This is a genomic window from Shewanella sp. NKUCC05_KAH (genome assembly GCF_019345585.1).
GTDB classification, from domain to species: domain Bacteria; phylum Pseudomonadota; class Gammaproteobacteria; order Enterobacterales; family Shewanellaceae; genus Shewanella; species Shewanella oncorhynchi.
On record NZ_JAHKQZ010000011.1, the window covers coordinates 43675 to 69238 of the forward strand.

The 25564-nt window shown below is 41.6% G+C and carries 18 protein-coding genes; 11 read left to right on the top strand and 7 right to left on the bottom strand.

What is annotated here, in order from left to right:
• Positions 1-49 precede the first annotated feature (49 nt).
• Complete coding sequence (gene gntU, locus KO533_RS11415) at positions 50-1393, bottom strand: gluconate transporter (RefSeq protein ID WP_105250511.1); 1344 nt, start codon at positions 1391-1393, stop codon at positions 50-52.
• Positions 1394-1478: 85 nt separating this feature from the next.
• Between gntU and KO533_RS11420 the strand changes: the two genes are divergently transcribed.
• The gene (locus KO533_RS11420) at positions 1479-2039 is read left to right on the top strand and encodes a gluconokinase (RefSeq protein ID WP_219254189.1); all 561 of its coding nucleotides are present in this window, start codon (positions 1479-1481) and stop codon (positions 2037-2039) included.
• 374 nt (positions 2040-2413) lie between these two features.
• Here KO533_RS11420 and KO533_RS11425 read toward each other — a convergent pair whose 3' ends face one another.
• The 3 genes from KO533_RS11425 to speF all read right to left on the bottom strand — a co-directional run bounded on the left by KO533_RS11425 (position 2414) and on the right by speF (position 7261).
• Positions 2414-3568: a porin gene (locus KO533_RS11425; protein WP_219254191.1), complete on the bottom strand. Its 1155-nt coding sequence runs from the start codon at positions 3566-3568 to the stop codon at positions 2414-2416.
• Positions 3569-3692: 124 nt separating this feature from the next.
• Positions 3693-5012: a putrescine-ornithine antiporter gene (gene potE / locus KO533_RS11430; protein WP_105250509.1), complete on the bottom strand. Its 1320-nt coding sequence runs from the start codon at positions 5010-5012 to the stop codon at positions 3693-3695.
• Positions 5013-5098: 86 nt separating this feature from the next.
• Positions 5099-7261 (bottom strand): ornithine decarboxylase SpeF, encoded by a 2163-nt coding sequence (gene speF, locus KO533_RS11435; RefSeq protein WP_105250508.1) that lies wholly within the window; start codon positions 7259-7261, stop codon positions 5099-5101.
• Positions 7262-8169: 908 nt separating this feature from the next.
• Between speF and KO533_RS11445 the strand changes: the two genes are divergently transcribed.
• The 10 genes from KO533_RS11445 to KO533_RS11490 all read left to right on the top strand — a co-directional run bounded on the left by KO533_RS11445 (position 8170) and on the right by KO533_RS11490 (position 22656).
• Positions 8170-8712 carry a YbhB/YbcL family Raf kinase inhibitor-like protein gene (locus tag KO533_RS11445; protein ID WP_219254193.1) on the top strand — a complete coding sequence of 181 codons (543 nt, stop codon included), beginning with the start codon at positions 8170-8172 and terminating at the stop codon, positions 8710-8712.
• Positions 8713-8736: 24 nt separating this feature from the next.
• Positions 8737-9495, top strand: coding sequence for an AraC family transcriptional regulator (locus KO533_RS11450; protein ID WP_219254195.1), 759 nt, complete (start codon positions 8737-8739; stop codon positions 9493-9495).
• A gap of 49 nt (positions 9496-9544) precedes the next feature.
• On the top strand, positions 9545-9895 hold the full coding sequence (locus KO533_RS11455; protein ID WP_105250505.1) for a YkvA family protein: 351 nt from the start codon (positions 9545-9547) through the stop codon (positions 9893-9895).
• A 193-nt stretch (positions 9896-10088) separates the two neighbouring features.
• The gene (locus KO533_RS11460; protein WP_219254197.1) at positions 10089-11486 is read left to right on the top strand and encodes a hypothetical protein; all 1398 of its coding nucleotides are present in this window, start codon (positions 10089-10091) and stop codon (positions 11484-11486) included.
• Positions 11487-11488: 2 nt separating this feature from the next.
• Positions 11489-12526 (top strand): acyltransferase, encoded by a 1038-nt coding sequence (locus tag KO533_RS11465; protein ID WP_219254199.1) that lies wholly within the window; start codon positions 11489-11491, stop codon positions 12524-12526.
• Positions 12527-12622: 96 nt separating this feature from the next.
• Positions 12623-13228, top strand: coding sequence for a hypothetical protein (locus KO533_RS11470; protein ID WP_219251800.1), 606 nt, complete (start codon positions 12623-12625; stop codon positions 13226-13228).
• A gap of 567 nt (positions 13229-13795) precedes the next feature.
• A complete protein-coding gene (locus KO533_RS11475; protein WP_219254201.1) occupies positions 13796-15016 on the top strand; it encodes an HDOD domain-containing protein in 1221 nt (406 codons plus the stop codon).
• Between the two features lie 32 nt (positions 15017-15048).
• Positions 15049-17718 (top strand): ATP-binding protein, encoded by a 2670-nt coding sequence (locus tag KO533_RS11480; RefSeq protein ID WP_219254203.1) that lies wholly within the window; start codon positions 15049-15051, stop codon positions 17716-17718.
• Positions 17711-18961, top strand: coding sequence for a response regulator (locus tag KO533_RS22850; protein ID WP_219254205.1), 1251 nt, complete (start codon positions 17711-17713; stop codon positions 18959-18961). The genes KO533_RS11480 and KO533_RS22850 overlap by 8 nt, the downstream gene beginning before the upstream one ends.
• A gap of 587 nt (positions 18962-19548) precedes the next feature.
• Positions 19549-22656, top strand: a complete 3108-nt coding sequence (locus KO533_RS11490; protein ID WP_219254207.1) for an EAL domain-containing protein — start codon at positions 19549-19551, stop codon at positions 22654-22656.
• 158 nt (positions 22657-22814) lie between these two features.
• Here KO533_RS11490 and arsH read toward each other — a convergent pair whose 3' ends face one another.
• From arsH to KO533_RS11505, 3 genes are all read right to left on the bottom strand, one after another.
• Positions 22815-23537, bottom strand: a complete 723-nt coding sequence (gene arsH / locus KO533_RS11495) for an arsenical resistance protein ArsH (RefSeq protein WP_275956784.1) — start codon at positions 23535-23537, stop codon at positions 22815-22817.
• Positions 23534-23968 carry an arsenate reductase (glutaredoxin) gene (gene arsC / locus KO533_RS11500; protein ID WP_219254308.1) on the bottom strand — a complete coding sequence of 145 codons (435 nt, stop codon included), beginning with the start codon at positions 23966-23968 and terminating at the stop codon, positions 23534-23536. Before arsC ends, arsH begins: the two co-directional genes overlap by 4 nt.
• A gap of 87 nt (positions 23969-24055) precedes the next feature.
• Positions 24056-25339, bottom strand: a complete 1284-nt coding sequence (locus KO533_RS11505) for an arsenic transporter (protein ID WP_219254209.1) — start codon at positions 25337-25339, stop codon at positions 24056-24058.
• Positions 25340-25564: the final 225 nt, after the last annotated feature.

The window sequence follows — 25564 nt, forward strand, 5'->3', positions numbered from 1 at the left end:
TTCTTTCGCTTAACGGCTAATGCCTAATGTTTGTCATCACAGGTTATCGTTAGAGAAACGCAGAGATGATGACTGCGACTATGCCGCCCGTCGTACCGATAATGGTCTCCATTACAGTCCAAGTTTGCAGTGTTTGTTTTTCTGACAATCCAAGAAAACGGTTAGCGAGCCAGAAGCCTGAGTCATTGACGTGCGAGAGCACAATCGAACCACCACCAATGGCAATCGTAATTGCCGCCAATTGAGCACCATCTAAGTTTAGTGGTTCAAGTATTGGGATGATAAGGCCGCAAGCCGTTAACATGGCCACGGTTGCCGACCCCTGGATCACGCGCACCGAAGCCGACAAAATAAATGCTAGTATTACAATCGGTAATCCCGAACCTGCCAACATATTGCCTAATGCATCGCCGACACCTGAGTCAATCAGCACTTGCTTAAACACGCCGCCAGCACCGGTGACGAGAATAATGATCCCAGCAGGTTGGAGCGCACTGCTACAGATTTCCATGATGCGCTCATTTGGAATATTGCGTCTAACGCCCAGTACATAGAATGCGATTAAACAGGCTAGCAAAATGGCGGTGAATGGATGACCTATCAAGGCGAGCCAATTATGCAGATCGGATTTTTCATCAATAAAGCGTGACACAACTGTCTTTAAACCGATAAGCAGCAGTGGGAACACCACAATACTGATTGATAGCGCGAATGAGGGGATCGGTCCGCCTTCTCGTTCACCTTTTTCCTGCTGCTCGTGGGCAGGCAGCTCAACATGGACTTTTTGGGAGATAAGGCTGGCAAAGAGTGGACCGCCTAGAATCATCGCCGGAATCGATGCCAATAAACCGAAAACTATCATGTAGCCAAAGTCGGCATTGAGCTGGGAAGCGACCAAAATAGGCCCTGGTGCAGGGATGAGAAATGCCTGACAGGTGGCAATACCCGCGAGCAGTGAAATACCAATTTTAACGACGCTGCCGCCCCCTTTACGAACCACGGCAAAGGCGATGCCAATCAGCAGTACCACAGCAACGTCGAAGAAGAGGGGGAGCGCACAGATAAAGCCTGTAAAGGTCATGGCCCAGTGAGCTTTGTCGTTACCAAATTTATTCAGCAGTGTATGGGCTATCTGATCTAGCGCGCCAGTCTCTTCCATTACCCGGCCAAACATGGCTCCCAAAGCGACCACCACCGCCACAAAGCCCAGTGTTCCCCCCATACCTTGTTGAATTGTATTGGTAATATCAGCTGGGTTCATACCAGAGAAAAGGCCGGCAATGATCGACACCAGTATCAGTGATACTACTGCATGTAATCTCACTTTCATCACTAAGAACAGTAGCAGGGCAATTGAACCCAGCGCTGTCAGAATCAATGACATATCAGACATAAGAGGACTTTTCCTTGTTAGTTAAGTTGTCCACATTTTTGTAGGTTACCGGTAACATGTTACCCGTAATATGGTAGAGTGGGAAGTGACTAAATTCGAGAATTGGCATGAGGTTAACAAAGTGACTGAGAGAAAAAAAGGCAATAGCTATGTGTTCATGGGCGTCTCTAGTTGTGGCAAATCTTCGATTGGTGCCGCGGTCGCAAAGGCGTTAGAGACGAAATTTATCGATGGTGATGACCTGCATCCTAGATCCAATATTATCAAGATGAAATCTGGCTCACCGCTTAACGACAGCGATCGCGCTCCTTGGCTTGAGCGCATCAACGATGCTGTGTATAGCATTGAGCAAAAGGGGGAGCAGGGGGTTATTGTCTGCTCTGCACTGCGTCGTCAGTATCGTGACTTAATCCGTCAGAACAACAGCAAGCTGGTGTTCATTCATCTATACGGAGATTTTGAATTAGTCAAAGAACGCATGTTTGCCAGAAAAGCCCACTTTATGCCGATTGAGCTACTCAAGAGTCAGTTCGACACGCTGGAAATGCCCGCGACCGATGAAGCTGACGTTATCCAAGTGAGCATAGATGGCACTTTCGAAGAAGTCGTACAACGCTGTATTAATGCGATAAATGGCGAAGGGTAGGGTAAACGTTGGCCATTGAAGTCAAGCGCAAAGTCGTAATGCACATCGGCTTAAACCGCTCAATTTTTTAGAAAAAAAGCCACTCCAGAAACTAACTTGGAGTGGCGTAGAGATAATGGTAAGCCAGCGGTACCATCCAATGAGTGTTACGGCGAGCGTTTGTAGACGGAACGTGCGCCGCACCTCAGTCTCAAATAAGCTCACGCATATGAGCGATGACGCGAGCTGCCTATCCTGCTAAACATGATTTAACTCAACATGTGATTAGAACGGTCACTGAAGACTGTTACTCAAAATTGTCCTGCTTCATGCGACTAAGCAATGCCAAAGTAGAATGAGCGCTTTAGAAACCTTAGCTAACATCTCCTTTAGTCCTAAAAGAAGTAGTTGATCCCCACTGCGAAGCTGTTGTCTTCCTGTGCTTCGAGTGCAGGATCATCCATATCACTGAAATCTAGCTTCATCTCGGCAAACATCACAGTGTCGTTACTGTAGCGATAATGCAGCCCCAGCATGGCAAATTGGCGAGTCCATTGACCTTGAATCGGCGTAGCTGCATCTGTGTCTAAATCTAAATAACTGAGTACAACCATGGGCACAAAACCGTTGTCGAATTGATAGGCCGTCATCAACTCGGCACCTGTGGCGTCGTAGAGATCGCCGTTGACCAGTTCATTATTTTTACTTTTGTGAGCGTTAAAGCCCACATAGAGACCGTTGGCCTCACGTCCTTCGGCATAGTGATAGTAGTCACCATACATGGCACCAATGCCGACAATTTCATTGGTTTCATCGACTTGAGTATTGCCTAAGTGGCCTTCAAAATCACCGCGGTTAAAACCTGCGAGTAGCTTAAATTTATCGGTTACCGCATAAGTGATACTGGCGCCGTAGCTGCTGTCAAAACTCAGTTCTGAGTTGGTCATCTCGCTACCGTCATCGTTTTTTAGGCTGACATCACCATTGGTTTTGGCTGCATATTGCAGGGCGATTTGTACTGGGCCTAAATGATTACGGTAAATGAAGGCGGAATCGGCACGGCCTGTACCTGTGAGACTGCCATCACCGAAGGTGTAAGCGCCAACGCTGTAACCTGCAAATACGTTCGGTAAATCTGTAGTGCCTGCGACATCGTAATAGGCGCCCCATTGTTTACCGAAACTCAGGTTGCCCCATGTATCATGGGACATGCCAACATAACCTAAGCGGTTATAGAGAAAATCATCGGTTTTTTCGGCGGCGAGTTTGCCCCCTTGCATCACTAGCCCATCGTCGCTGGAGACCATGTTGATCCCCCATTCTGTGGTAGCAAAAGCGGTCCAGCCATTTTTCTCGCTGCGCTCGAAGCTGAATCTTAGGCGTGATGAGTCGTCGATAACTGAAGTATCGTGGCTGTCATTTAATGCTGCAAACCCTAACCAACCCGTTAAATCTAAAGTGTTTTTTTGATCTTTATAGAGTTCAACCGCCTGACTGCTGGTGGCCGTTAATAGCATAGGTAACACTAAAGCGAGACAAGTCTTATTCATAAATCCCCCGATAATGAGCAAGTATTCTCCAGGGGATCATAGGCTTGGCCTATGATCCCAGAGTTATCGTTAGTCTTGATGTGGATGTTGGTATTAATTGTTTCCGATCATGCGTTAGCCGTATTTAGGCTGGACGTGTGTCGGCAACAGGCGCTTGGTTTGAGATCACGCCGAAAATAGTCCAACCGAAGAAGGTGGCTATGGCGCCAAGCATCACTGCGGTTTCGCCAGAGCTGTACAGAGCATAGAAGCTATACAACGCACCGATTACGGCGATCACGTTGGCAACGCGGGCTTTATTGATAGGCACTTTTTGCTGTCTTTGCATTATGCCAAGCGCGGCCATAGATAAGATATAAGGCACAATGTTGGTGACGACGGCGAGGTTAACGAGTGCTTCGAACTGCTTACTCAGTGATGGGCTAATGGTCATCAGCGATAATGCTGTCTGGATCGAGACGATAATAGTCATGCCCCAAATTGGCGCATCGGCTTTACTGACTTTAGAGAATATTTTAGGAAAAAATCCTTCATCAGCAGAGGCTTTAAACACTTGGGCAATAGTGAACTGCCAACCTAAGAGTGATCCAGTACAGGAGATAATGGCGCAGGCCATCACGATTTTACCGACTACTGGATTAAACATTTGTGCAAAGGCTAAACCGAATGGCGCATTCGACATGGCAAGCTCGGCATTTGGCACAATACCGGCAATGACGTTAGTGGAAACGATATAAATCACTGCTGCACCTAAGGTACCGCCCATCACGGCGATAGGTACGTTTTTTTCTGGGTTATCGACGGCTTCTGAGTTTGCACAGGCCGATTCTAAACCGAGGAACGCCCACAAAGTCATAGCGATAGAACCGCCTAACGCTTTGAAGAATGGCATATCATGCGGGTTCCATGCACCTTTATAGAGGTCGATGTCAAACCAGAACCAACCAATTAAAGATACGCCAATCACAGGCAGAATAATCCCCCACACAGTCACGCTACTGACGCGACCCGTGATGCGGGCACCACCGAAGTTAGCAATGGTTGCCAACCAAAGTACGCCAATGGTCGCAAGACAAATTGCCATCGGGCTTAAGTTAACTTCCAGCAACACGGCAGCGTAACCCACGGCAGAGATAGCAATCGCGACGTTGGCGATTAACAGCGAGACGGCATAGGTGTAGTTGGCCATAAAGTTGCCAGAACGGCCGAAGGCATACTCGGCATAACCGCCCATACCACCGGATTTTTTACTGAACATACCGCACTTAGCAAAGGCGAAGGCGAGGGCCGTTGACCCTGCAGCTGTTACTAACCAAGATAAAATGGAGATAGTACCGACTTGAGCTAATTGGGTTGGCAGCATAATAATGCCCGAACCCATCATGTTGACTATGGTGATAATAGTTAATTGGACGACGCCAATTTTATTTTCTGATTTACTCATACTAATAACCTAATTTAGGTGACTTATTATAGGAGGCATGAATTTGACTGCAGAGTGGGGTTAATAAACTCTGCAGTCAGTCTTCATTATTTATTTAGTACATAGCCCATTGCTTGAATTTTGCCGTCTGCGGTATTTTCGAGATAAACACCTTGCAGTTCTGGTGAGAATCCAGGCAATAGGTTGATACCTTCTTCAAGGGCAAGGAAATAACGCTGAACAGAACCGCCCCATATTTCACCTGGCACCATACATAACACGCCTGGTGGGTAAGGGAGTGCGCCTTCTGCTGCAATTCTTCCTTCAATTTGCGAGAGTGGGACTAATTCTACTTTGCCACGAATAAACTCTAGGTTTGCTTCCTGCGGGTCCATCACTTTTGTAGGGAAATGCGCTTTACGGAACATTTCTTTCTGCAGTTGTTTTACGTCATGGCTGACATAAAGATTGTGCATTTCTTGGCAGAGTTGACGGATAGAATAGTCTTTATAACGGGCTTTATTGGCGTTATAAACGTTAGGTAATACTTCAGATAATGGCGCATCTTCATCGACTAATTTCTCGAAACGAGATATTTGTGATACCAGATGTTGCATCTTGGCCATATCTTCCGCAGGTGTCATCAGGAATAAAATCGAATTTAAGTCGCACTTCTCTGGAATAATATTATTTTCCCGTAAGAAGTTAGCCAGAATAGTCGCTGGAATACCAAATTCGGTATATTTGCCAGTTTCAGCATCTATGCCCGGTGTTGTTAATAAGAACTTACAAGGGTCAACAAAGTATTGGCCTTTTTCATAACCTTCGAAGGAGTGCCATTTCTGACCAGGTTCGAATTCGAAGAAGCGTAAGTCATCGGCCATTTGTTCGGTTTCATAGTCTTGCCATAGGCGGCCGTCGATCATTGTTGGCACGAATGGTTTGATATATTTACACTTTTTGAGCAATAGCTTACGTGCTTCGATACCCGCTTTTACCGCTTCGCGCCACAGATAACGACCACTTGCGCCTTCATGCATTTTCGCGTTTACATCTAGCGCCGCAAATAAAGGATAGAAGGGACTGGTAGAGGCATGCATCATAAAGGCGTTGTTGAAGCGTTTATGGTTGCAATATCTATCTTGGCCTTTGATATGTTTATCTTTTTTATGGATTTGTGAGGTTTGTGAGAAACCCGCCTGTTGTTTATGCACCGACTGAGTCACGATAATGCCTGGATCTTCAGCAGTCAGTTCGAGTAAGAGTGGTGAGCAGTCATTCATCATAGGGATGAACTGTTCATAACCCACCCAAGCCGAGTCGAATAAGACGTAGTCACAAAGATGGCCAATTTTATCAATCACTTGGCGAGCATTGTAGATAGTGCCGTCATAGGTGCCGAGTTGGATTATCGCCAAGCGGAACGGGCGTTTTTCATCGGCTCTTTCTGGCGCGACTTCACGAATTTGCTCTCTTAAATAGGACTCTTGAAAACAGTGGGCATCAATGCCACCAATAAATCCGAAGGGATTACGTGCCGTTTCTAAATAAACAGGTGTAGCACCTGCTTGAATTAATGCGCCATGGTGGTTTGATTTGTGGTTATTGCGGTCGAATAACACGAGGTCGCCTTTCGCTAACAGCGCATTAGTCGCGACTTTATTTGATGACGAAGTGCCGTTAAGTACGAAATAGGTTTTATCGGCATTAAAAACTTTGGCAGCGTATTTCTGTGCTTCCAGTGGAGCGCCTTCATGGATCAGTAAATCACCCAGTTTCACGTCGGCATTACACATATCTGCGCGGAAAATTGTTTCGCCAAAAAAGTCGAAGAATTGGCGGCCCACAGGGTGTTTACGGAAGAATTGTCCGCCTTGGTGACCAGGACAGGCAAAGGTAGAGTTACCCATTTCGACGTATTTTTTTAACGTACCGAAGAAAGGTGGCAATAGCGCTTGTTCATATTTACTTATTGCAGTCTCAACCTGTTTTCCGTAGAAGTCAGTGTTATCACCGCAGAGTTCAAATACCCCTGTAATCGATGAGCAAACATCATCAGGGAAGGTTTCTTCACAGCAAACTGAAACGAAAATGGGCAGTTTCAATCCGGTGTTTTTAATCTTTTCAACAATACCATTTCTAACATCATCAACAGAGACGACAGCCGCGCCCACATCGCAAAAATCTGTGGTTAATACATTGACAACTTCTCTGTCGATATCGAAACAAGATCTAACAGATAAGCTAGCGGCTACTTTTAATGATTTCATAGTTAATTTCCCTTTTACTTTATAAAAAATAGATACAAGTGTGCCTATACCTAATTAAAAACATTAATGGTATGAAAATTAGATATAGCTATTCCGTGCGCAGATTAAATGTGGTTATGCCAAAGTTACGAAATAAATATAAGTAGAAATATATTTATTGAGCGTATGAATAGCTTAGCCGCAGTAAAACTGCACTGATAAAAGAATGCTTTGATTAAGGTGTTAGATAATAAACCAAATAAAAACAGTACGATAAGTGTTTGCACCTATTAGGGCAATAGCACTTTAGACCTGTTAATTGGCCTACTACCTACGCTAAGGTTAGCGGAGGAAGATAAAGGAGTGATCGAAATAGTCACGTTGACTAGGCATCATGATATGCCGTGTGCGCCTGATATGCGCCATAATTTTAGATTTCCTCTTCATATACGACTCCATTATGACTTAGAGAAAATGGTTAGGTTTTTATTACGTAATGAAGTTTATATGCGAGTTATAAATAAAATCATGACCTATGTCTTATTTTTAAATAATTAGCACGTCAATTTAACTTAATTTATCGATATTAAATGGAGTCAATCATGCTTAAGTATCTTTATCTAAATTATGAAAGTAAATATTGTCAGAATTATTTAAATAATATTATTTGCATAAAATATCTTATTTCAAATATCTAATCTTAATTTAAAGGCTGCTGTAATCATCATTCTGATTTATACCGCATTTCATATTTGCATTGTTATGCAGATATTTTCGTTACAAAATCATTTTCCCGCTTGAAAAATGCAAAAATGATAACTTTTTTCTCACATTTGAGCATTTGGGGCAGAAAGTTGTCGTTTTAGGGCAGATGTTATTTTTTTGATTGACGTAAAGTGAGTCAGGTCGAACATGAATAGGAGATAGACATGAATAAAGGGTGGTTAGGGACGAGTTTAGTGCTTGGGTTATTCGTTGGACAAGCAAGTGCTATGACATTAACGAGCAAAGATATGAGCGAGGGCAATAAACTGACATCGCAATTAGTGTTTAATGGCTTTGGTTGCCAAGGGGAAAATATTTCGCCGCAACTGACTTGGACTGAGGTGCCCACAGGAACTAAAGCATTTGCAGTGACAGCTTATGATCCTGATGCGCCAACGGGCAGCGGTTGGTGGCACTGGGCCGTATATAACTTACCCGTAGCGCAAACTTCGCTCGCACAAGGTGCGGGCTCGCATGTTGATGCACTACCAAAAGGTGCTATTGCCTTGAAGAACGATTTTGGCACTACAAATTTTGGTGGCGCATGCCCGCCCCAAGGTCATGGTGTTCACAGGTACGAATTTACTGTGTGGGCATTACCCAGTGCTTTAGAATTGCCAAAGGATGCTAGCCCTGCCTTATTGGGCTTTATGCTCAGGGCACAAGCGCTCGGCAACGCCAAGTTGACTGCGGTATATAATCGATAATCCATTGATAATTAGGCTGGTGTCATGATCCGTATGTTTGAATATGATTCGAAGCAGGCACAATCTTTATCTCAAGTCCCTGTACATCAGCCGTCGATTATTCGGGTTATCTATGGTGAAAAGTCTCTGCTCTGGCAAGATGAATCTGTTTCAGTAGGCCAAGGGCAGTTACTGTTAATTCCTGCTGGTTCGCATATTAGCTTTGTTAATCGACCTTTTCTTGGGCGTTATCGGGCGGTGCAGTTATTACTCCCCCATGATTTACCCCAAGGTATTTTATCAAGTGCAACCGATTGGCGTGACCCTATGCCAGTCCAAAATATATCACGCGCTGTGGACTTAGCTTGGAATGCGCTATTACAGAGTTTGATCTTGTCTCTGGCCGATCCTGTTCAACTACATTATTTGGCCGCGTTACTGTTAAGTTTGCCGGATAAACGCAGTGTGAACTGGTTGTATGGACACACCCAACGCAGCGTGACTCAAGCGGCCTTGGCCTTGATGAGTGTGAGTCCTTCGGCGTCATGGCAGCAGGAGGATATTGCCGACAAGTTACACATGAGCACGGCAAGCCTTAGGCGTAAATTGGCCTTAGAAGACACCAGTTTTAGGCAGTTACTGGTAGAAGTGCGGCTTTGTCATGGTTTAGCCATGTTGCAGAATTCGAGTGAGCCAGTATTACAAGTGGCTTTGGCCTGTGGTTATCAATCTGCGGAAAAGTTTTCCTTACGTTTTAAGCAACAATTTGGCCTGACCCCTGCGGCTTATCGTCGTACACTGTGAAGTGGCATGGGTGTATACCCAAACAACTTTAGGGTATTGGAGAAATATGATGGCGGATGATCAATTTACTGACAGCGGATTTTGGAACAAGATCAAACTCTTTAGTCGTCAAGCAGGTAGAGAGGTCATCGAGCGGGCACTATGGCTTTATTATGCAGCGCAACAACCCAATACGCCTAAGTGGGCTAAGTCAGTCATCTACGGCGCGTTAGCGTATTTTATTTTGCCTTTAGATGCGATTCCCGATCTGACTCCTTTAGTTGGCTTTACCGATGATTTAGGTGCCCTTGCCGCTGCCCTGACTATGGTGACCTTATATATCGATGATGAAGTGAAATCCCTTGCAGCGGATAAACTCGCACTGTGGTTTGGAGATAAGCCGAGCGAACCTAAGACTTAAGCCTATTGCGAACGCAATCGCCTAAGTGATGCAAAATTGTGCTAAAAATATGATTTCATTAGGAGTCGTTGATTTGGTTTTGACTGAGATTTTCTGGGGTAAAAATATTTTTTTGCAAATGTTTCACTATTGCTTGATTGCGCTATATGCTAGCGCTGTTTTGTAAACCCCTTGTGTTTGTTTAGGCAGATAAATGAAAAATATTATGGTAGTGATCCTATGGCTTTTAGGTGTCTCTGCCGCTACCCCCGCGTTTGCCGATGAGGCCTCTCCGGAACAACTCGCCCGTCTTTACCTCGATTTTATGGCACAGAATAGTCGCCAGAGCGAAGCTTTGTGGCCCGGTTTTCGCCTTGAAGATAAAGTACACCTCTTTAGTTATGGTGGTAATGTCTGGCTTCGACAGCCTGGTGGCGAAATAATCCAAGATAACAGTGTGTTAGAGTCGGTCAATCTGCACTCGGGTCTATCGGTGAGTTTCGGCTTTCCGCAATATAATGGCCAGCCGGGCGTATTGATCCAGCTCGAAGTGCCTAACATCCAATTTACTCGCGACACTAAGCCAACGGATTTAGCTTTTTTAATCTGGGCGAGCAATGGCTTGCATGAAGCCTTCCATTTTTATGCCCAATCCGAATGGCGAGTATTAGAAGACGGTAAGCGTTATGAGGGCGAGGTCTTTCCGCTCAACTTCGATGCTCGCTATTATCGTTTACAGTTATTTGATGCCTTAATGGCGGCGCTGGCACAACCCGAGCAACAGTCATTACACCTTAGTTATGCAGCCTATTGGTTGCAGCAATGGCGCCAAATTGCGCCGAATGAAGATAAAGTCGGTTACATCAATGATCTAGTTGAAGGCAGCGCTAAGTATGTGGAATTGGTCGCTGGTGCGCGTGTATTGAGTCAAAATCAAACTTTACTTGGTTATCAGCAAATACTGACAAAATATGTGTATGACTATTATCAACAGCAGAAGATGTGGGTTGGTTGGACGGCTGAGGCGGCAAATATTGGCGCTCTGGCGGGCATATTGTTGGATAGCACTCAAGACCCTTATGTATGGAAAGAGTCGGTCATGTCGGGTATGTTGCCTGTGGATTTACTACTGAACCGTGTAAAGCCAGTATCCCCGCTAGACAAGAAAGACACTAAACAGAAGAAACAGCTGCAGGAGATGCTAGCGTATTACCCTGCCACTCAAGCAAAATTGTCTCAGTTGTTGTTGAATGTGCAGGATCCAAAAGTGCCGTTATTGGTTATGCCGAGCGTGAGCGATAGCAGCAGTTTTATCGATGTGGGTGACGTACGTTCTGGCTTTTATGTGGTGCCCTATCAAGAGGAAATGACTCAAGCTTATTTAGGGATGAGTGCGCAATTTAGTAACTTGTCAGTGAGTGGCAGTCCATTACTCGATGTTCCAGTACAAAATTTTTGTGAGGGCATTGAGGCGGCAACTCTGTTACCTTTAGCATTCCCCTTTCAGCGTGAGGGTCAGTATCTGGTATTCAACGAAGCGGAAGTCCATGGAACTATTAGGGTTTCTGCGAGTGTTGTTGATGGAAGAACCCTCTACTGTGCGATGAATTAATAATGAGAAAAAATCAGCTCGAATTTACCTACATGCGTGGCATTGCGATTATCTTTATCGTGCTTGGCCACAGTATTTACAACTCTGGTGAAGGTTTCCCGCTGTTGCTGGAAAATCTATTGCGTGGTGGCACGGCGTTATTTGTGTTTATCTCGGGATACTTTTTCCATCGCATTTTTTATAGGGATTTCGACTACAGCAAGTTTATGAAGAACAAAGTACAAAACGTACTTTATCCTTTTTTAGTTGTGTCATTGATTGGTCTATTTTGTTTGTGTTTGCGCTGGATATTTATGGAGCATCAGCCGCTCGATAATGTCTTACTGAGTATTTTTTATACTGTGCGTAACGGTTATATTCTGTATCCGCACTGGTACATTCCCTTCATCATGGCGGTGTTTTTATTCTCGCCGATTTTTTTATGGTTTATCCGTTGCTCGCAGCAGATGCGTTGGACACTATTTGTACTGAGTTGTGTGGTAGCAATTCTATTGCATAGACCTATAGGTAACGTCAATTTCATTCACTCAGTCGTGTATTTTGTACCTTTCTACTTGATTGGTATTTTATATTCGCAAGATGAACATATTGTGACGCGCTTTGGCTCTATTTTCACCGCACTAGCGATGATTTTTTTAGTGGTGAGCTTAGTCGAACAAACTTACATAGTGCAGCATATTGGTAACTATCATAAGGCACCATTTGAGTACAACGGTATCGATTGGCAGTTTATTCAGAAACTTTGTTTATGTGTATTAGTACTGAATTTCTGTGAATGGTTGTCGGGACGAAGTCGTTTGCCTTGGTTAGTCGAAGTCGCTGAGATGAGTTTTGCAATTTTCTTTATTCATCCACTCTTCGATATGCTATTTAACACGGCTGCAACCGTAATGCGTTTCCGCTTCCCACCAGGTTCTGCTGTGACTAGCGTGCTCTTTTCCGCTGGGATTTTCATTTTCATGATGGTAGGCAGTATTATGACGGCTCGCTTTATCAAAAAGCGTCTGGGTAATCGTTCGCGTACTTATATCGGCTGGTAATCACTTTGGTTTATCATCACTAACACTAGGTGAAATTCAGTTTGAATTTATTTCCTAGTGTTAGGGTGTTTTCCATCTAAAAAAGTGGAGAACATAATGAATCCCAACATTACCCTACCGAGCCTTGGGCTTATCAGTTTGTCTTTTATCGCTTTGCCATCCATCGCCGCTCAAGTTGAGTCGCTATCCACCAAGACGCAGAATACTTTTTTCGCACAAATTGCGGCCCATTGTGGCCAAGCCTTTGCGGGAAAAGTGGTATCGGGTGACAGTGCCGATTCGGCCTTTAGCGGCAAGTCGTTAATTATGCACGTGCGTGAATGTAGCGACACTGAGCTCAAGATCCCGTTCCATGTGGGTGATGACCACTCGCGTACTTGGGTGCTGACTAAAACGCAGCAAGGGCTTAAGTTGAAGCACGACCATCGCCATCAGGATGGAAGTGAAGATGCTGTGACCATGTATGGCGGCGACACTATGAATGATGGGACAGTACAGAAACAGTCATTTCCAATCGATAGGGAATCTATCGATAACTTCGTCAAGAATGGACTCACTCAGTCGATTACCAATGTGTGGCACATGGAAATTACGCCAACGATTTTTAGTTACCAACTCACGCGAGAACAACGCAATTTTAAAGTCGATTTTGATCTTACCCAGCCAGTAGCATTACCACCCAAACCTTGGGGGCACGACTAGTATTGTTATTAAGCTAGCTCAAAATGGTGTTCATCACCTGCTAATGTTGCCCGTTTATGTGGATAACGACACTACACGGGCTCAGCCTCGCATCAAATCCAGTCAAATCGTTGTGATATCCTCGTCAGCAAACCTTAGTGCGGTAAGTTCTTCGTCTAGTATCACTGCTATGTAATGACGCCATTAACCGGCAATAAGCCAACAATTCCATTATGTCTAAAAGGATTAATAATAGATTTTTTCAGTTTTAAGTGTTCTTTTTATTCATTTTATTGTGTTGCGGAATACTAGAATTGCGGTTCATTTAATACTTAATTTTTATGGATAAACAAGATGGTTATACCTAAAAATAGGTATTTATGTTTTGAGGATAATTTTTTAAATATTCACCTAAATTAAACATAAATCTGAGATTTAAACCGGATTTAATCACTACTTCTGCTAATTTATAGTCTAGGCTAGAAAAGTGCAGTTGAAAGATGGGGCACCTAGGTCTAGACTGAAAAATTAAAGGACTGATTCACTAATGATTATAAAGTTAAGTGACCCAAAGGGAAGAGGTGAACTATGCGCTTTTATATGGCAAGACAGCCTATACTGAATAGAAATAAAAACGTTGTTGCTTATGAGTTGCTCTTTAGAAATAGCCGGGATAACTATTTCCCACAGGGTGTTACAGACAATGTTGCTACAGCTAAAGTGTTTGTAAATAGTTATTTAAGTATGGATCTAGAGGATTTAACCGAAGGGAAGCCAGCATTAATTAATTTTCCATCTCATTTCTTGCGAGACCATTTATTATACATGTTTCCATACAAAAATATTATTGTTGAGGTATTGGAAACTGTTAGCCCAAGCGAGGATAACTTTATTTTAATTAAAGAGTTATTTAACTTGGGTTATTATCTTGCTTTAGATGACTTTGTTTATTCTCCTGAGTGGGAACGTTTTTTTCCTTTTTTTAAACTTATAAAAATTGATATAATTTCAACGCCTTTAGATAGTGTTTCTCATCTGATACCTAAATTTAGACAGTATAATTTAAAGTTACTTGCAGAGAAAGTTGAAACATTGGAAGAGTATAGGCTAGCTAAGTCACTCGGTTTTGATTATTTTCAAGGTTATTATTTTTATAAGCCAGAACTCATAGAGGGGAGTGAAATAGGTGCTACACAACATTTTGTTATGTCTATTTACAATGAGGTTTTTAAGTCTGATTTTAGTTATAAAAAACTTGAACATTATTTTTCTCAAGATTTAGATCTTACCTATAAATTACTAAGGTATGTCAATTCAAGTCAGTTTGAGCATGTGAATGAATTTACCTCTATTAAGCAGACTATGGTTTTTTTAGGTGAAAATAAACTTCGTAAGTTTGTAAGTCTCATTATTTTGGCTGAACTTAACCCCAATAAACCAGTTGTGTTAATTAATAATACTATAATCAGGGCTCGGTTATGTGAAGAGTTAATATCATTAATGGGATTTCCTTTGTTGAAAGAGTCAGCATTTTTGACTGGATTATTATCTACTTTAGATGCCATTTTAGATAAACCGATGAACAGAGCGATAGAGCCGCTTCCTCTTGAACAGCAAATAAAGCGTGCTTTACTTAATAATCATGGATACCTAGCTCATTGTTTACAACTTACTCTGGCGTATATGGAAGGTGATTGGGTTACTGTCGATTATTTCATTGATAATTATAATATTGATCCTGAGAGGCTCATCTCAGCGTGTGATAAAGTGTATAGCTGGTTTAATCAGTATAAAAATTCAGTTCAGTAGTAATGAATGCTAGTTTGCAATAAGGATATGCGATGATGAATGGTATTGATTTAGACTTGTTTGATTCTTGTGCATTTATGTTATCACCTGAGGGGGAGTGGTTAGGCGAGAATAAAATTTTCTCAAATAATAATTTTTTAAAAAATGCCAAGAAAAAAATAATTCAGCATTTTGAAAAGATTAAACAGAATATCACGCCTAATGAATGCTTAATGATAGGAAGTAACTGTTTAAAGTTTAGCCTATTAAAGATGGCAAATAAAAATTTTATTGTGCTCTGTGTTGTAGAGCATGATGCGTCAATAACAAAAAATTTCGAGTATAGCCAATTTAGGTGTGAGAATCCTGCGGGTGATGACTCTAGATATCAGAAAATTACTTCAGACGGTGTTCTTGTCATAAATGTTCTTGGCAATATTGATTTTATTGGTGGCGGGGTTAAATACTTTTTCCCATATTTACATTTTGATAATTATATTGGCAAGTCATTTTTTAGTTTAATTAAAGATATTGTTAGCTATGAGGTTGTTGGTAGAAATAATTATAGAATTATGAAGTGGTTTAGATATAAATGTGCAACTAATAAAAAAATATGTCTATCTTTTAAAACTAAATCAGGGTTGTATTTTGAGTATAGAGATTTCTTCCTTGATGATAAAACTCGGTTTGGGTTAATTATAGATGAATCTAAACGATATGAGAAAGAAAAAGTATTAATAGAGAAATGTTCAGAGCTGGAACAATTGAATAGCTTTCAAAGTGATTTTATTGCCACTCTAGGTCACGAGATTAGAACACCATTAAATGCAGTGCTAGGCTTAATTGAGCTCAGTTTAGGTAATGTAAGGGCACAGGATAAGAAGTTATTATCTGTCGCATTCAGTACTTCAAAACAAGTTTTATTACTCATTAATAGTATGTTGGATTTTAAAAAGACAAATGAGAGTAGTGCAGATGTTAAAAATGACTCGGTAGATGTTAGGTTGTTAGGCGAATCTGTTGTTGATGCGTTTAGCCTTCAAGCAGATAAAAAAGACATTAATTTAGACTTTTTTATGCCATTAAATTTTAATCGCAGGGTTATTTGTGATGAAGTTAAACTAAATCAAGTTATCTATAATTTAATCTCCAATTCAATTAAGTTTTCCAATAAAATTTACTCGTCGATTCTATTAGAAGTAGAAGTTCTGGAACAGTCATTCGAAAATGTAAAACTAAAGTTTTCTGTTATTGATAATGGTATCGGTTTAACTGAAGAGGAACAATCAAAAGTGTTCGGTAAGTATGAGCAGGCATCATCAAATTCTTACCGTCAGTATGGTGGTGTTGGCTTAGGGCTATACATAAGTAAAAGTATATGTCGTTCAATGGGAAGTGATCTTCAGGTTATTAGTCGTATCGGTGATGGTAGCGTTTTCTATTTTGTTATTGATTTTGCTTTAGATAGTCACTTTACGGCGCATGATGTAAGCGGCTCCTATCGTTATGATATTGATTCTTCAGTAACAGCATATACTAACAGTTCGATTTTTCACGAATCAGTTTCAAGATATTCCAAAGAACTTGATTTCGAGTTGCTATATTTACCAAGTAATGAATTACTGGAATTTGAAACTGAAAGCTCAATACTTTTTATTGACTTGAATCAAAATGATATTATCTCAAAGAATGAATTTGTAACTAGTCTTTTTACAAGAAAAGAAAGAGTTGCAGAGTTGAGGAGAGTGTCACTTTCTAAGTCTAACTCCGACTACGAAGTGATTTCATATCCACCACTCAGAATTCAATCAGTAACTGATTTCGTTAATGTTAAAAATTATTTGAATATTATTGACGAGCAGGCTTCGGATAGTGCTGATTATAGTAATATTAGTGTGTTAGTTATTGATGATTGTCAAGAAAACTTATTTGTCATCGAAAAGCAGTTATTATCTGTTGGAGTCATAGTTTCCTGTGTTCAAGATCCGATGCAAGCAATTGAGCTTTTTAAGACAAATAAATTTAATGTCGTTATTTCTGATGTGATAATGCCAACTATATCGGGCTCAGACCTCATTGGCGTCATTAGAGAAGTTGAAGGATATCGGGAATTAGCGCCATCGATTATTGTGATGTTGACCGCTGATAATGGCGACATATGTAAAGATGAATGTTTGCAGGCTGGAGCAAATCGCGTACTTGTAAAGCCTCTGACGTTGAATGATTTGATTGGCCTTTTAGATGAAGTAAAAGTCACTTTGTCAAATAATGCAAGTTTAAAAAAGTCTACAGTTAAAACTGATAATACTTCTTTTGATAATAGTTTTTTCTGTTGTGATGAAGCACCGCAGGAATTAGTGAATATCTTACAGATAGTCAACTTATCAGATATATATAACTTTGTAGGTGAAGATATAAGCGATGAAGAATTATCTATTTTTTTAGAGCAATATTACAGTAATTTACTTGTTAAGCGTGAAGCATTAAGGTCTGCAATTGTGGATAATGATCTTCGTATTATTACTGCAATTAGCCATACCCTTAAAAGTAATTCTCTTTACATAGGAGCAAAAAAATTAAATTTATCTTGCCAAGAACTAGAGCGTGTTTCGCGTAACAATGCTATTGATTACAAAGTTATCTTAAAATGTTGGCAAGAGGTTGATGATGATTTATTTGCGCTAATTGAGTTTTTTATGCAAAGGAGTAATGCTAGTGGATAGAGTCAATTTTGAGCATATCGTTCTCTATACGAACGACCAAGATAATGATAGATTATTGATAAGTGTTCTAATCCGTCACTTTTCTCGTATTCATGTGATTAAAACGAATGCTGAGCTTGTTGAGCAAATCAAACAATCAACCCCAAAAGTGATTCTTGTTGCTGCTGAAACTTTACAAGAAACTTTACTTATTTATTACGAAGCCATAGAGGAATTGCAGGCTGTAGAAATATGTGAGCATGCTGTTGTTTCTCTTATTCCAAAACATCAAGAAAGAGAAGCGTACGAGGCTTATCGTAGTGGAGTGATTAATGATTATTTAATTGCTAGGCCAATGTATGAAGTGCATAGAGCAATTATAATATGTACACATTTATTGCGGGAAATTGGGTTAAGAGGAAAATATAAAAAAGTAGAAGAGTTTGTAAATGTGCAAGATAACTACTCTTCGCATATCAAGGAGATTGTCCTTAAAGGTGTTCAGCGCAAGAAGGATTTAGAACATAGCTTTGAATTAAGTTTGATTGAAATTGAGCAATCATTAGATAAGGCAGAAGCGCACCTTGCAAGTAATAGAACCGCTGAGTTAGATCTGGCTTCATTGAAGAAGATATTATCATTTATTCGTTCTAATGAAATTAGACCAGCTTTGTTGAAACTACAAAGTAAGGCGTTGCACTTACTTGAACTTGTTGTTACTGATGTATCAAATGTGGCGACGGTCGCAGAAGCCCCTTTGCCAGAACAGGAGCATATTGAGGTTAGCAACAAGGCAGCTCCAACCATGCCTGATACTAAATACACGTATAATCGATTGTATTCGGAGGCAAAAAATTCTCTTGTATCAGTTGAAGTTCCTGTAGTGCCAAAGATGTTAATTGTTGAGGATGATCACATTAGTTTGAATTTAACTATTATGCTTCTTAGAACGTATGCCATTGAACTTGATACATCATTGTCTGGACGTATGGCGTTAGATTTACTTTCTAAGAAAAAATATGACGTTATTTTAATGGACATAAATCTTCCTGATACTAATGGGTTTTATATTATTAACCACATTAATAAGTCTAATGGAATAAATGCAATTACGCCCATTGTTATGTTGACTGGGAATAAAAATAAGTCATCAGTTCAGCAGGCAATAGCTGCAGGAGCTAAAGGTTACATTATCAAACCACTATATAAGGATTCGATAATCAAGCTTTTTAGGAAGTATGATATTCCATTGCATTTGCGTTAGTTCTATAGTCATGGGTTTTAATAGTGCTTGCATATTTTTATTTTAACCTCACAGGTATGGGCTTATATCCTTACCCGTAATATCTACCTTTTTAGGTATTTAAATTATGTTTTTTTTATGTTTTGTAGGTAGAGGCTTTATGTCAGCATGGCTGATTCAGCACTCATCTTATTGGTGTGTTAAAAATGCGATGTGGTGACTGAGTTCCTAATGATTTACGCCGGGGATTTTAGATTGTCATCGCACTGTGAGCCAGATATGCTGTGCATTAACTTAGAAAATTTACTGTAAATTAGTAATATACGGCGTTCTATCGTTAATGATTGAACGCTCAATAATCATTTTTAGATACTGTTTGCAGTTTAATATCTGATAGCTATATTTTTAGTCATGTATTTGATTTGCATTTTTATGTTGTACATTGTTCTTTCGGGTTTTTATTAGATTATACTGATGTTTTTTAAGTTATAGTCTTTAGCTTAAATATGATGTTCATCTGTGGAATGACCACCTATTGTTGGCTGGCGTTAGTGCCAATCATAGATCAAGGGAGTCGTTTTGATGGCGCTAGTTGTGATGGAGTTAGGATGGTTGACAATACTGTACATAATCATAAATCTCGGACTCAATATATTATTTTAGCTGTGGCTATTTATGCGCTTGCAGCGCTTGGATGGATCTTTTTATCCGATCAATTGTTGCTTGTATTTACGGACACAGAAACTGTGTTTCGTTTATCCCTCGCTAAAGGTTTTTTCTTTGTATTTACCAGTGCCTTTATCCTACTTTTTGTTCTGAATGCCGTTCCTGACCGTCATAATGCTCCATCGGGTAATTTGCTTGAAATAACCTTTGCTCGCTCTGTAGCGATAAGTAATATCTCATGGCTTAAATACATTGCGATATTGAGTTTTACGCTGATAACGCTATGGTTTGCCAATTCACTTTCAGCTGAGCAGCACCAGCGTTTACTATTGCTGATTTTTATGTTGCCCATTTCATTAAGCGCTATTGGTGGCGGATTCGCCCCTGGATTAGTCGCGACATGTCTCTCTGTTCTGTGTGTCTATTATCTTCATCCAACCGCCGATAGTCTCGACAATATTCATTCGGTAGATTGGTTACAGCTTATTAGTCTAAGTGTTTACGGCATAGTGATCAGTGCACTAAGCGGCTATTTACGTGCCTCATTACAGAAATTGGATGTGAATCATCAACTGCTCGATTCTGTGGTTTCTCAAACAACCGATGGTATTTTTGTGAAGGATTTGGCGGGGCGTTATATCTTGGTCAACCAAGGTGCCGCTACCTTTGTCGGCAAGAGTATGAGTGATATCTTGGGCAAAGATGATACTGATATTTTTGATGCTGACTCTATTGATATTATCCAAGAAAAAGATCGCACTGTATTAGTGTCCGCAATGGTCACCACACATAAAGAGTATTTACATATTCAGGGTGAAGCAGCCATTTTTCAAGTGACCAAAGGTCCTGTGTTTGACGCTCAAGGTGCAATTTGTGGCTTATTTGGAATAGCAAGGGATGTCACGACTCAAGAAAAAAATGCTGAACATTTACTCATTAGTGAGTTGGGATTAAAACAAGCACAACAATTATCAGGGATTGGCAGTTGGGAGTGGGATTTAGTTACTGATTCGCATACTTGGTCTGAACAGGTTTTTGTGATTTATGGCTTGCCATATAAAGAAGCAGCCCCTTCGATAGAACAAGTGCAGAAATTATTTACTCCTGAGAGTTGGCAAGCGTTAAGTACGCTGGTGATGCGATGTGTGCATACGGGAGAAGAGTATGAATGCGAAGCTGAGTTGCTAGATCCTAATCGTGCCCATCGTTGGATTATGGCTAGGGGTCAAGCACAGCGTGATCCGCACGGTAAGATATTTAAATTGCACGGTACAGTGCAAGATATTACCCAGGCGCGACAGCTTCAACAACAACTAGCGGCTCAAACAGCACAATTGCAAAGGGTTATTCAAGGTTCTGAACAAGGATTCTGGGACTGGAATGCTGTTACTGGAGAAGTGCAAATCAGCCCAAGATTTGAAGCCATTTTGGGATATCAAGCTGGTGAGATGAAGCTGACGGTTAATAATTGGCGTCAATATGTGTATGTCGAAGATGTGCAAAATATAGAGCAACAGGTTCTACAGCATCTCATCCATAAAACAAGCAGTATAGAGTTGGAAGTGCGCTGCATTAAAAAGACTGGCGAGCTGTGCTGGATATTGTGTAAGGGGCGGGTCGTTGAAGAGGATAGTCAAGGTCGAGCGTTGATGATTTCGGGAACCCAAGCCGATATCACGTTATTAAAGACCCATGAGACTGAGTTAGATCGCGTGGCAAATTATGATGCACTTACAGGATTACCAAATCGTCGCTTACTTTTAGACCGTTTTCAGCAAATGATTGCCCATGTTCAACGTAATGGCAGTATCTGTGCAGTGTGTTTTATGGACCTTGACGGGTTTAAGGTGGTCAATGATCGTTATGGCCATGAGGTTGGTGACCAACTGTTGATTGCGATTGCAAATAATGTGTCTGTGGTGATTCGGCAGCAAGATACGTTGGCTCGGGTAGGAGGCGATGAGTTCGTTATCTTATTTGAGATGATGTCTGAGGAAGAATGTACTCAAGTATTATTACGAATACTGGCGGCGGTCGATCAGCCGATATCAATCGGCGATATAAATCTTTGTTTAACGGCTTGTATTGGCGTGAGTTTGTATCCAGAGGATAACGTTGACCCCGACATTTTATTGCGCCATGCCGACCAAGCCATGTATATGGCAAAATCGGCAGGTAAGAATCGTTTCCAAATGTTTGATCCTGACATTGATCGTAACATTATTGCTCGGAGAACTTGGTTAGAAGAACTTAAGTCAGCTTTTGAACGTCATGAATTTGTGATGTTTTACCAACCTAAAGTGAATCTCGCTACCGGTAAAATTATTGGCGCGGAAGCCTTAATTCGCTGGCGTCATCCACTGCGAGGCATAGTCGGTCCGAGTGAGTTTTTACCGGATATTGCAGGCAGTGATCTTGAAATTGCTTTAGGTGAATGGGTTATCAATACTGCAGTAGCGCAATGGCAGAATTGGCAACAGAGTGGTCGTCCGATAGCAGTAAGTATTAACGTAAGCGCTCGGCAGCTATTGGCTGAACACTTTAGCGCGTTCTTAAAATCGACGTTAATGCAATATCCCGATTTGACGGCTTCGGATCTAGAATTGGAAATTTTAGAGAGTGCCGCCATTGAAGATATGACATTGGCAATTGATATCCTTCAGGAATGTAAGCGTTTGGGAGTCCATTTTTCCCTAGATGATTTTGGTACAGGTTATTCGTCGTTAACGTATTTACGCCAATTACCCATATCGACGATAAAAATTGATCAGAGTTTTGTGCGAGGTATGCTCGATAGCGAAGATGATTGGCGTATCGTGGAGGGTGTTATCCGCTTAGCGTCAGTATTTAATCTTAATGTGATTGCTGAAGGTGTTGAAACCATTGCCCATGGTAAAAGTTTAGCTGAATTGGGCTGCCAATTGTGCCAAGGCTATGGCATTGCTCGACCTATGCCTGTAGAGGAGTTTGCTCTTTGGTACGACGAATGGCCATCGCAATACCAACAGATTAAAAATGAATTCAAGCAAATGGACGAATTGCATCTTTAATAGCAAGTTACAGAGAGTTTTTAGCTGGCTTTAAGGATTTAGGTGCTCACTCGTGTATTTGGAATGGACTTATTTGGCGTGATGGTTCTTATCTGGAGCAAAAGTTGGCGCTGGGCTAATCTTTTGCTCCATAGTTCAGAATACTTTTAGTGTTTAATCTATATTTCTTTTTGATTTACTCGGGTTGATAGCTCTGAAGCGCTTTCTTTGCGTTCGCTATATCGGTTCGTGAGGAAATCAACATTGCCCCTCAGGAGTAAAGTGAACTTCATCAATTCCTCTATAACATCAACTACGCGATCGTAGTAAGGCGAAGGTTTCATTCGGCCTGCCTCGTCAAACTCTAACCAAGCTTTTGCGATTGAAGATTGGTTGGGTATGGTGAACATGCGCATCCATCGGCCCAATATTCGCATTTGGTTTAGTGTGTTGAAGGACTGTGAACCACCACTCACCTGCATTATTGCTAATGTCTTACCTTGTGAAGGCCGGACTGCACCTTCAGCCAAAGGGATCCAATCAATTTGAGCTTTCATAATACTGGTCATCGCACCGTGGCGTTCTGGTGAACACCACACCATACCTTCGCACCAACGTACCATTTCTCTTAGTTCCATGACTTTGGGATGACTGTCAGGCGCATCATCAGGAAGTGGAAGTCCAGAAGGGTTAAAAATACGCACCTCTGCGCCCATGTGTGTTAATAGTCGAGCGGCTTCTTCCGTCGTCAGTCGGCTATAGGAGCGCTCTCGTACTGAGCCATAAAGCATCAGTATTCTAGGCGGATGGGTTAAAGGAGTTAGATTAAAACAGTCCATATCCATATTATTAACCATTAATTCTTGTTTGAGCGCTGGCATATCGTGGTTTAGTGGTTTCATGTGCGAACTCTTTGTCCCTGTTCATTAATGATGATTTCGCCATCTTCTTTGGTGAAAGGGCCTTGTTGTGCTTTGGTTAAAATATCAAGCACTGTCTCAGATGGGCGACAGAGTTTTGTGCCTCGCGGCGTAACGACGATAGAACGGTTAATTAAAATGGGATAAGTCAGCATAAAGTTAACCAGTTCTTCATCAGTAAATGTGTCTTCAGAAAGTCCTAGTCGTTCAAATGGTTCAACATTGTTGCGTAACAATGAACGCACAGAGATTTTCATCTCATTAATTAAATTAAGTAATTCATTGCGGGAGGGTGGCGTTTCTAAGTAGTGGATGATTTGGGGTTCGACTCCACTATTACGGATCAATGCTAAAGTGTTGCGCGATGTACCACAGGCTGGATTGTGGTAAATCTTAATGCTGTCATCAATCATATTAGTCATAACATGTCTCTGATAAATAATCGCTTATAAATTTATCCATAGGCACTAAACAGATGCTCTAGTGCCCATGGACGAAGATTAGAAGGAGAGGCGCAGTGCCAGTGCCGCTAGGGTGACAAATAGCACAGGTAGCGTCATCACTATGCCGACGCGGAAATAATAACCCCAGGTAATATTAATATTTTTCTGCGCCAGTACATGCAGCCATAGCAGGGTTGCTAAACTGCCGATGGGGGTGATTTTAGGACCTAAATCGCTACCAATCACGTTAGCGTAAATCATGGCTTCTTTAATCACGCCGGTGGCATTGCTACCGTCTATCGACAGGGCGCCAATTAACACCGTTGGCATGTTGTTCATGATGGACGATAAAAAGGCGACCAAGAAGCCTGTGCCCATAGTGGCAGCCCAAAGCCCTTGTTCTGCCAAGCTATTTAATACGCTTGATAGGTAATCGGTTAAGCCTGCGTTGCGAAGACCATAAACCACTAGATACATGCCTAATGAAAAGATCACTATCTGCCAGGGCGCGCCGCGAAGTACCTTAGTGGTATCTATGGCATGGCCTTTTTTCGCGACAATAAACAGGATCAGGGCACCCACGGCAGCGACTAAACTCACGGGCACACCGAGGGGTTCTAAGCCAAAAAAGCCCACCAAGAGTAAGACTAATACTCCCCAACCGGTTTTAAAGGTTTGAGGGTCGCGAATGGCGGTCTTAGGTTCGCGCAGTTTTTGCAAGTCGTAGGTCGCGGGAATATCTTTGCGGAAAAACAGATGCAGCATGACTAAGGTGGCACTAATAGCTGCAATATCGACGGGCACCATCACAGAGGCGTATTCGTTAAAACCTATGTTGAAGAAGTCTGCTGAAACAATATTGACTAGGTTAGAGACAATTAACGGCAAACTTGCGGTATCGGCAATAAAACCCGCCGCCATCACAAAGGCTAAGGTTGCTCCGGCGCTAAAGCCCAGAGCCAGTAACATCGCAATTACGATCGGGGTGAGGATCAGCGCCGCGCCATCATTGGCGAACAATACGGCAACAGTAGCGCCGAGTAACACTATGTAAGTAAAGAGTAAGCGGCCACGACCTTTGCCCCAACGGGCCACATGTAGCGCGGCCCATTCGAAAAATCCTGACTCATCCAATAATAAACTGATAATGATCACGGCAATAAAGGTGGCGGTCGCATTCCAGACAATATTCCACACCACAGGAATATCCCCTAACTGCACCACACCCAGTAGTAGGGCTAATACGGCGCCCAAGGTAGCACTCCAACCTATGCCTAACCCCTTAGGTTGCCAAATTACTAACACTATGGTGAGAACAAAAATTGCCCCTGCTAACCACATACAAGCTCCTCAAAGAGTAGAGATTGTCTACCCGTAACCATAAAATAATGCCCTCACCTAACGATATTGTCGGTGGGTTTGAATGATTTTTTATATGTGAATTTTCGTATGTATCTTAGTGTTGAACACTATACTCAAACACCATTTTGATTAATGCGTGAAACTTAAGGTGATCTTATATACGGATATTTACATATATGAAAATTCGTATATATTGTACAAGGT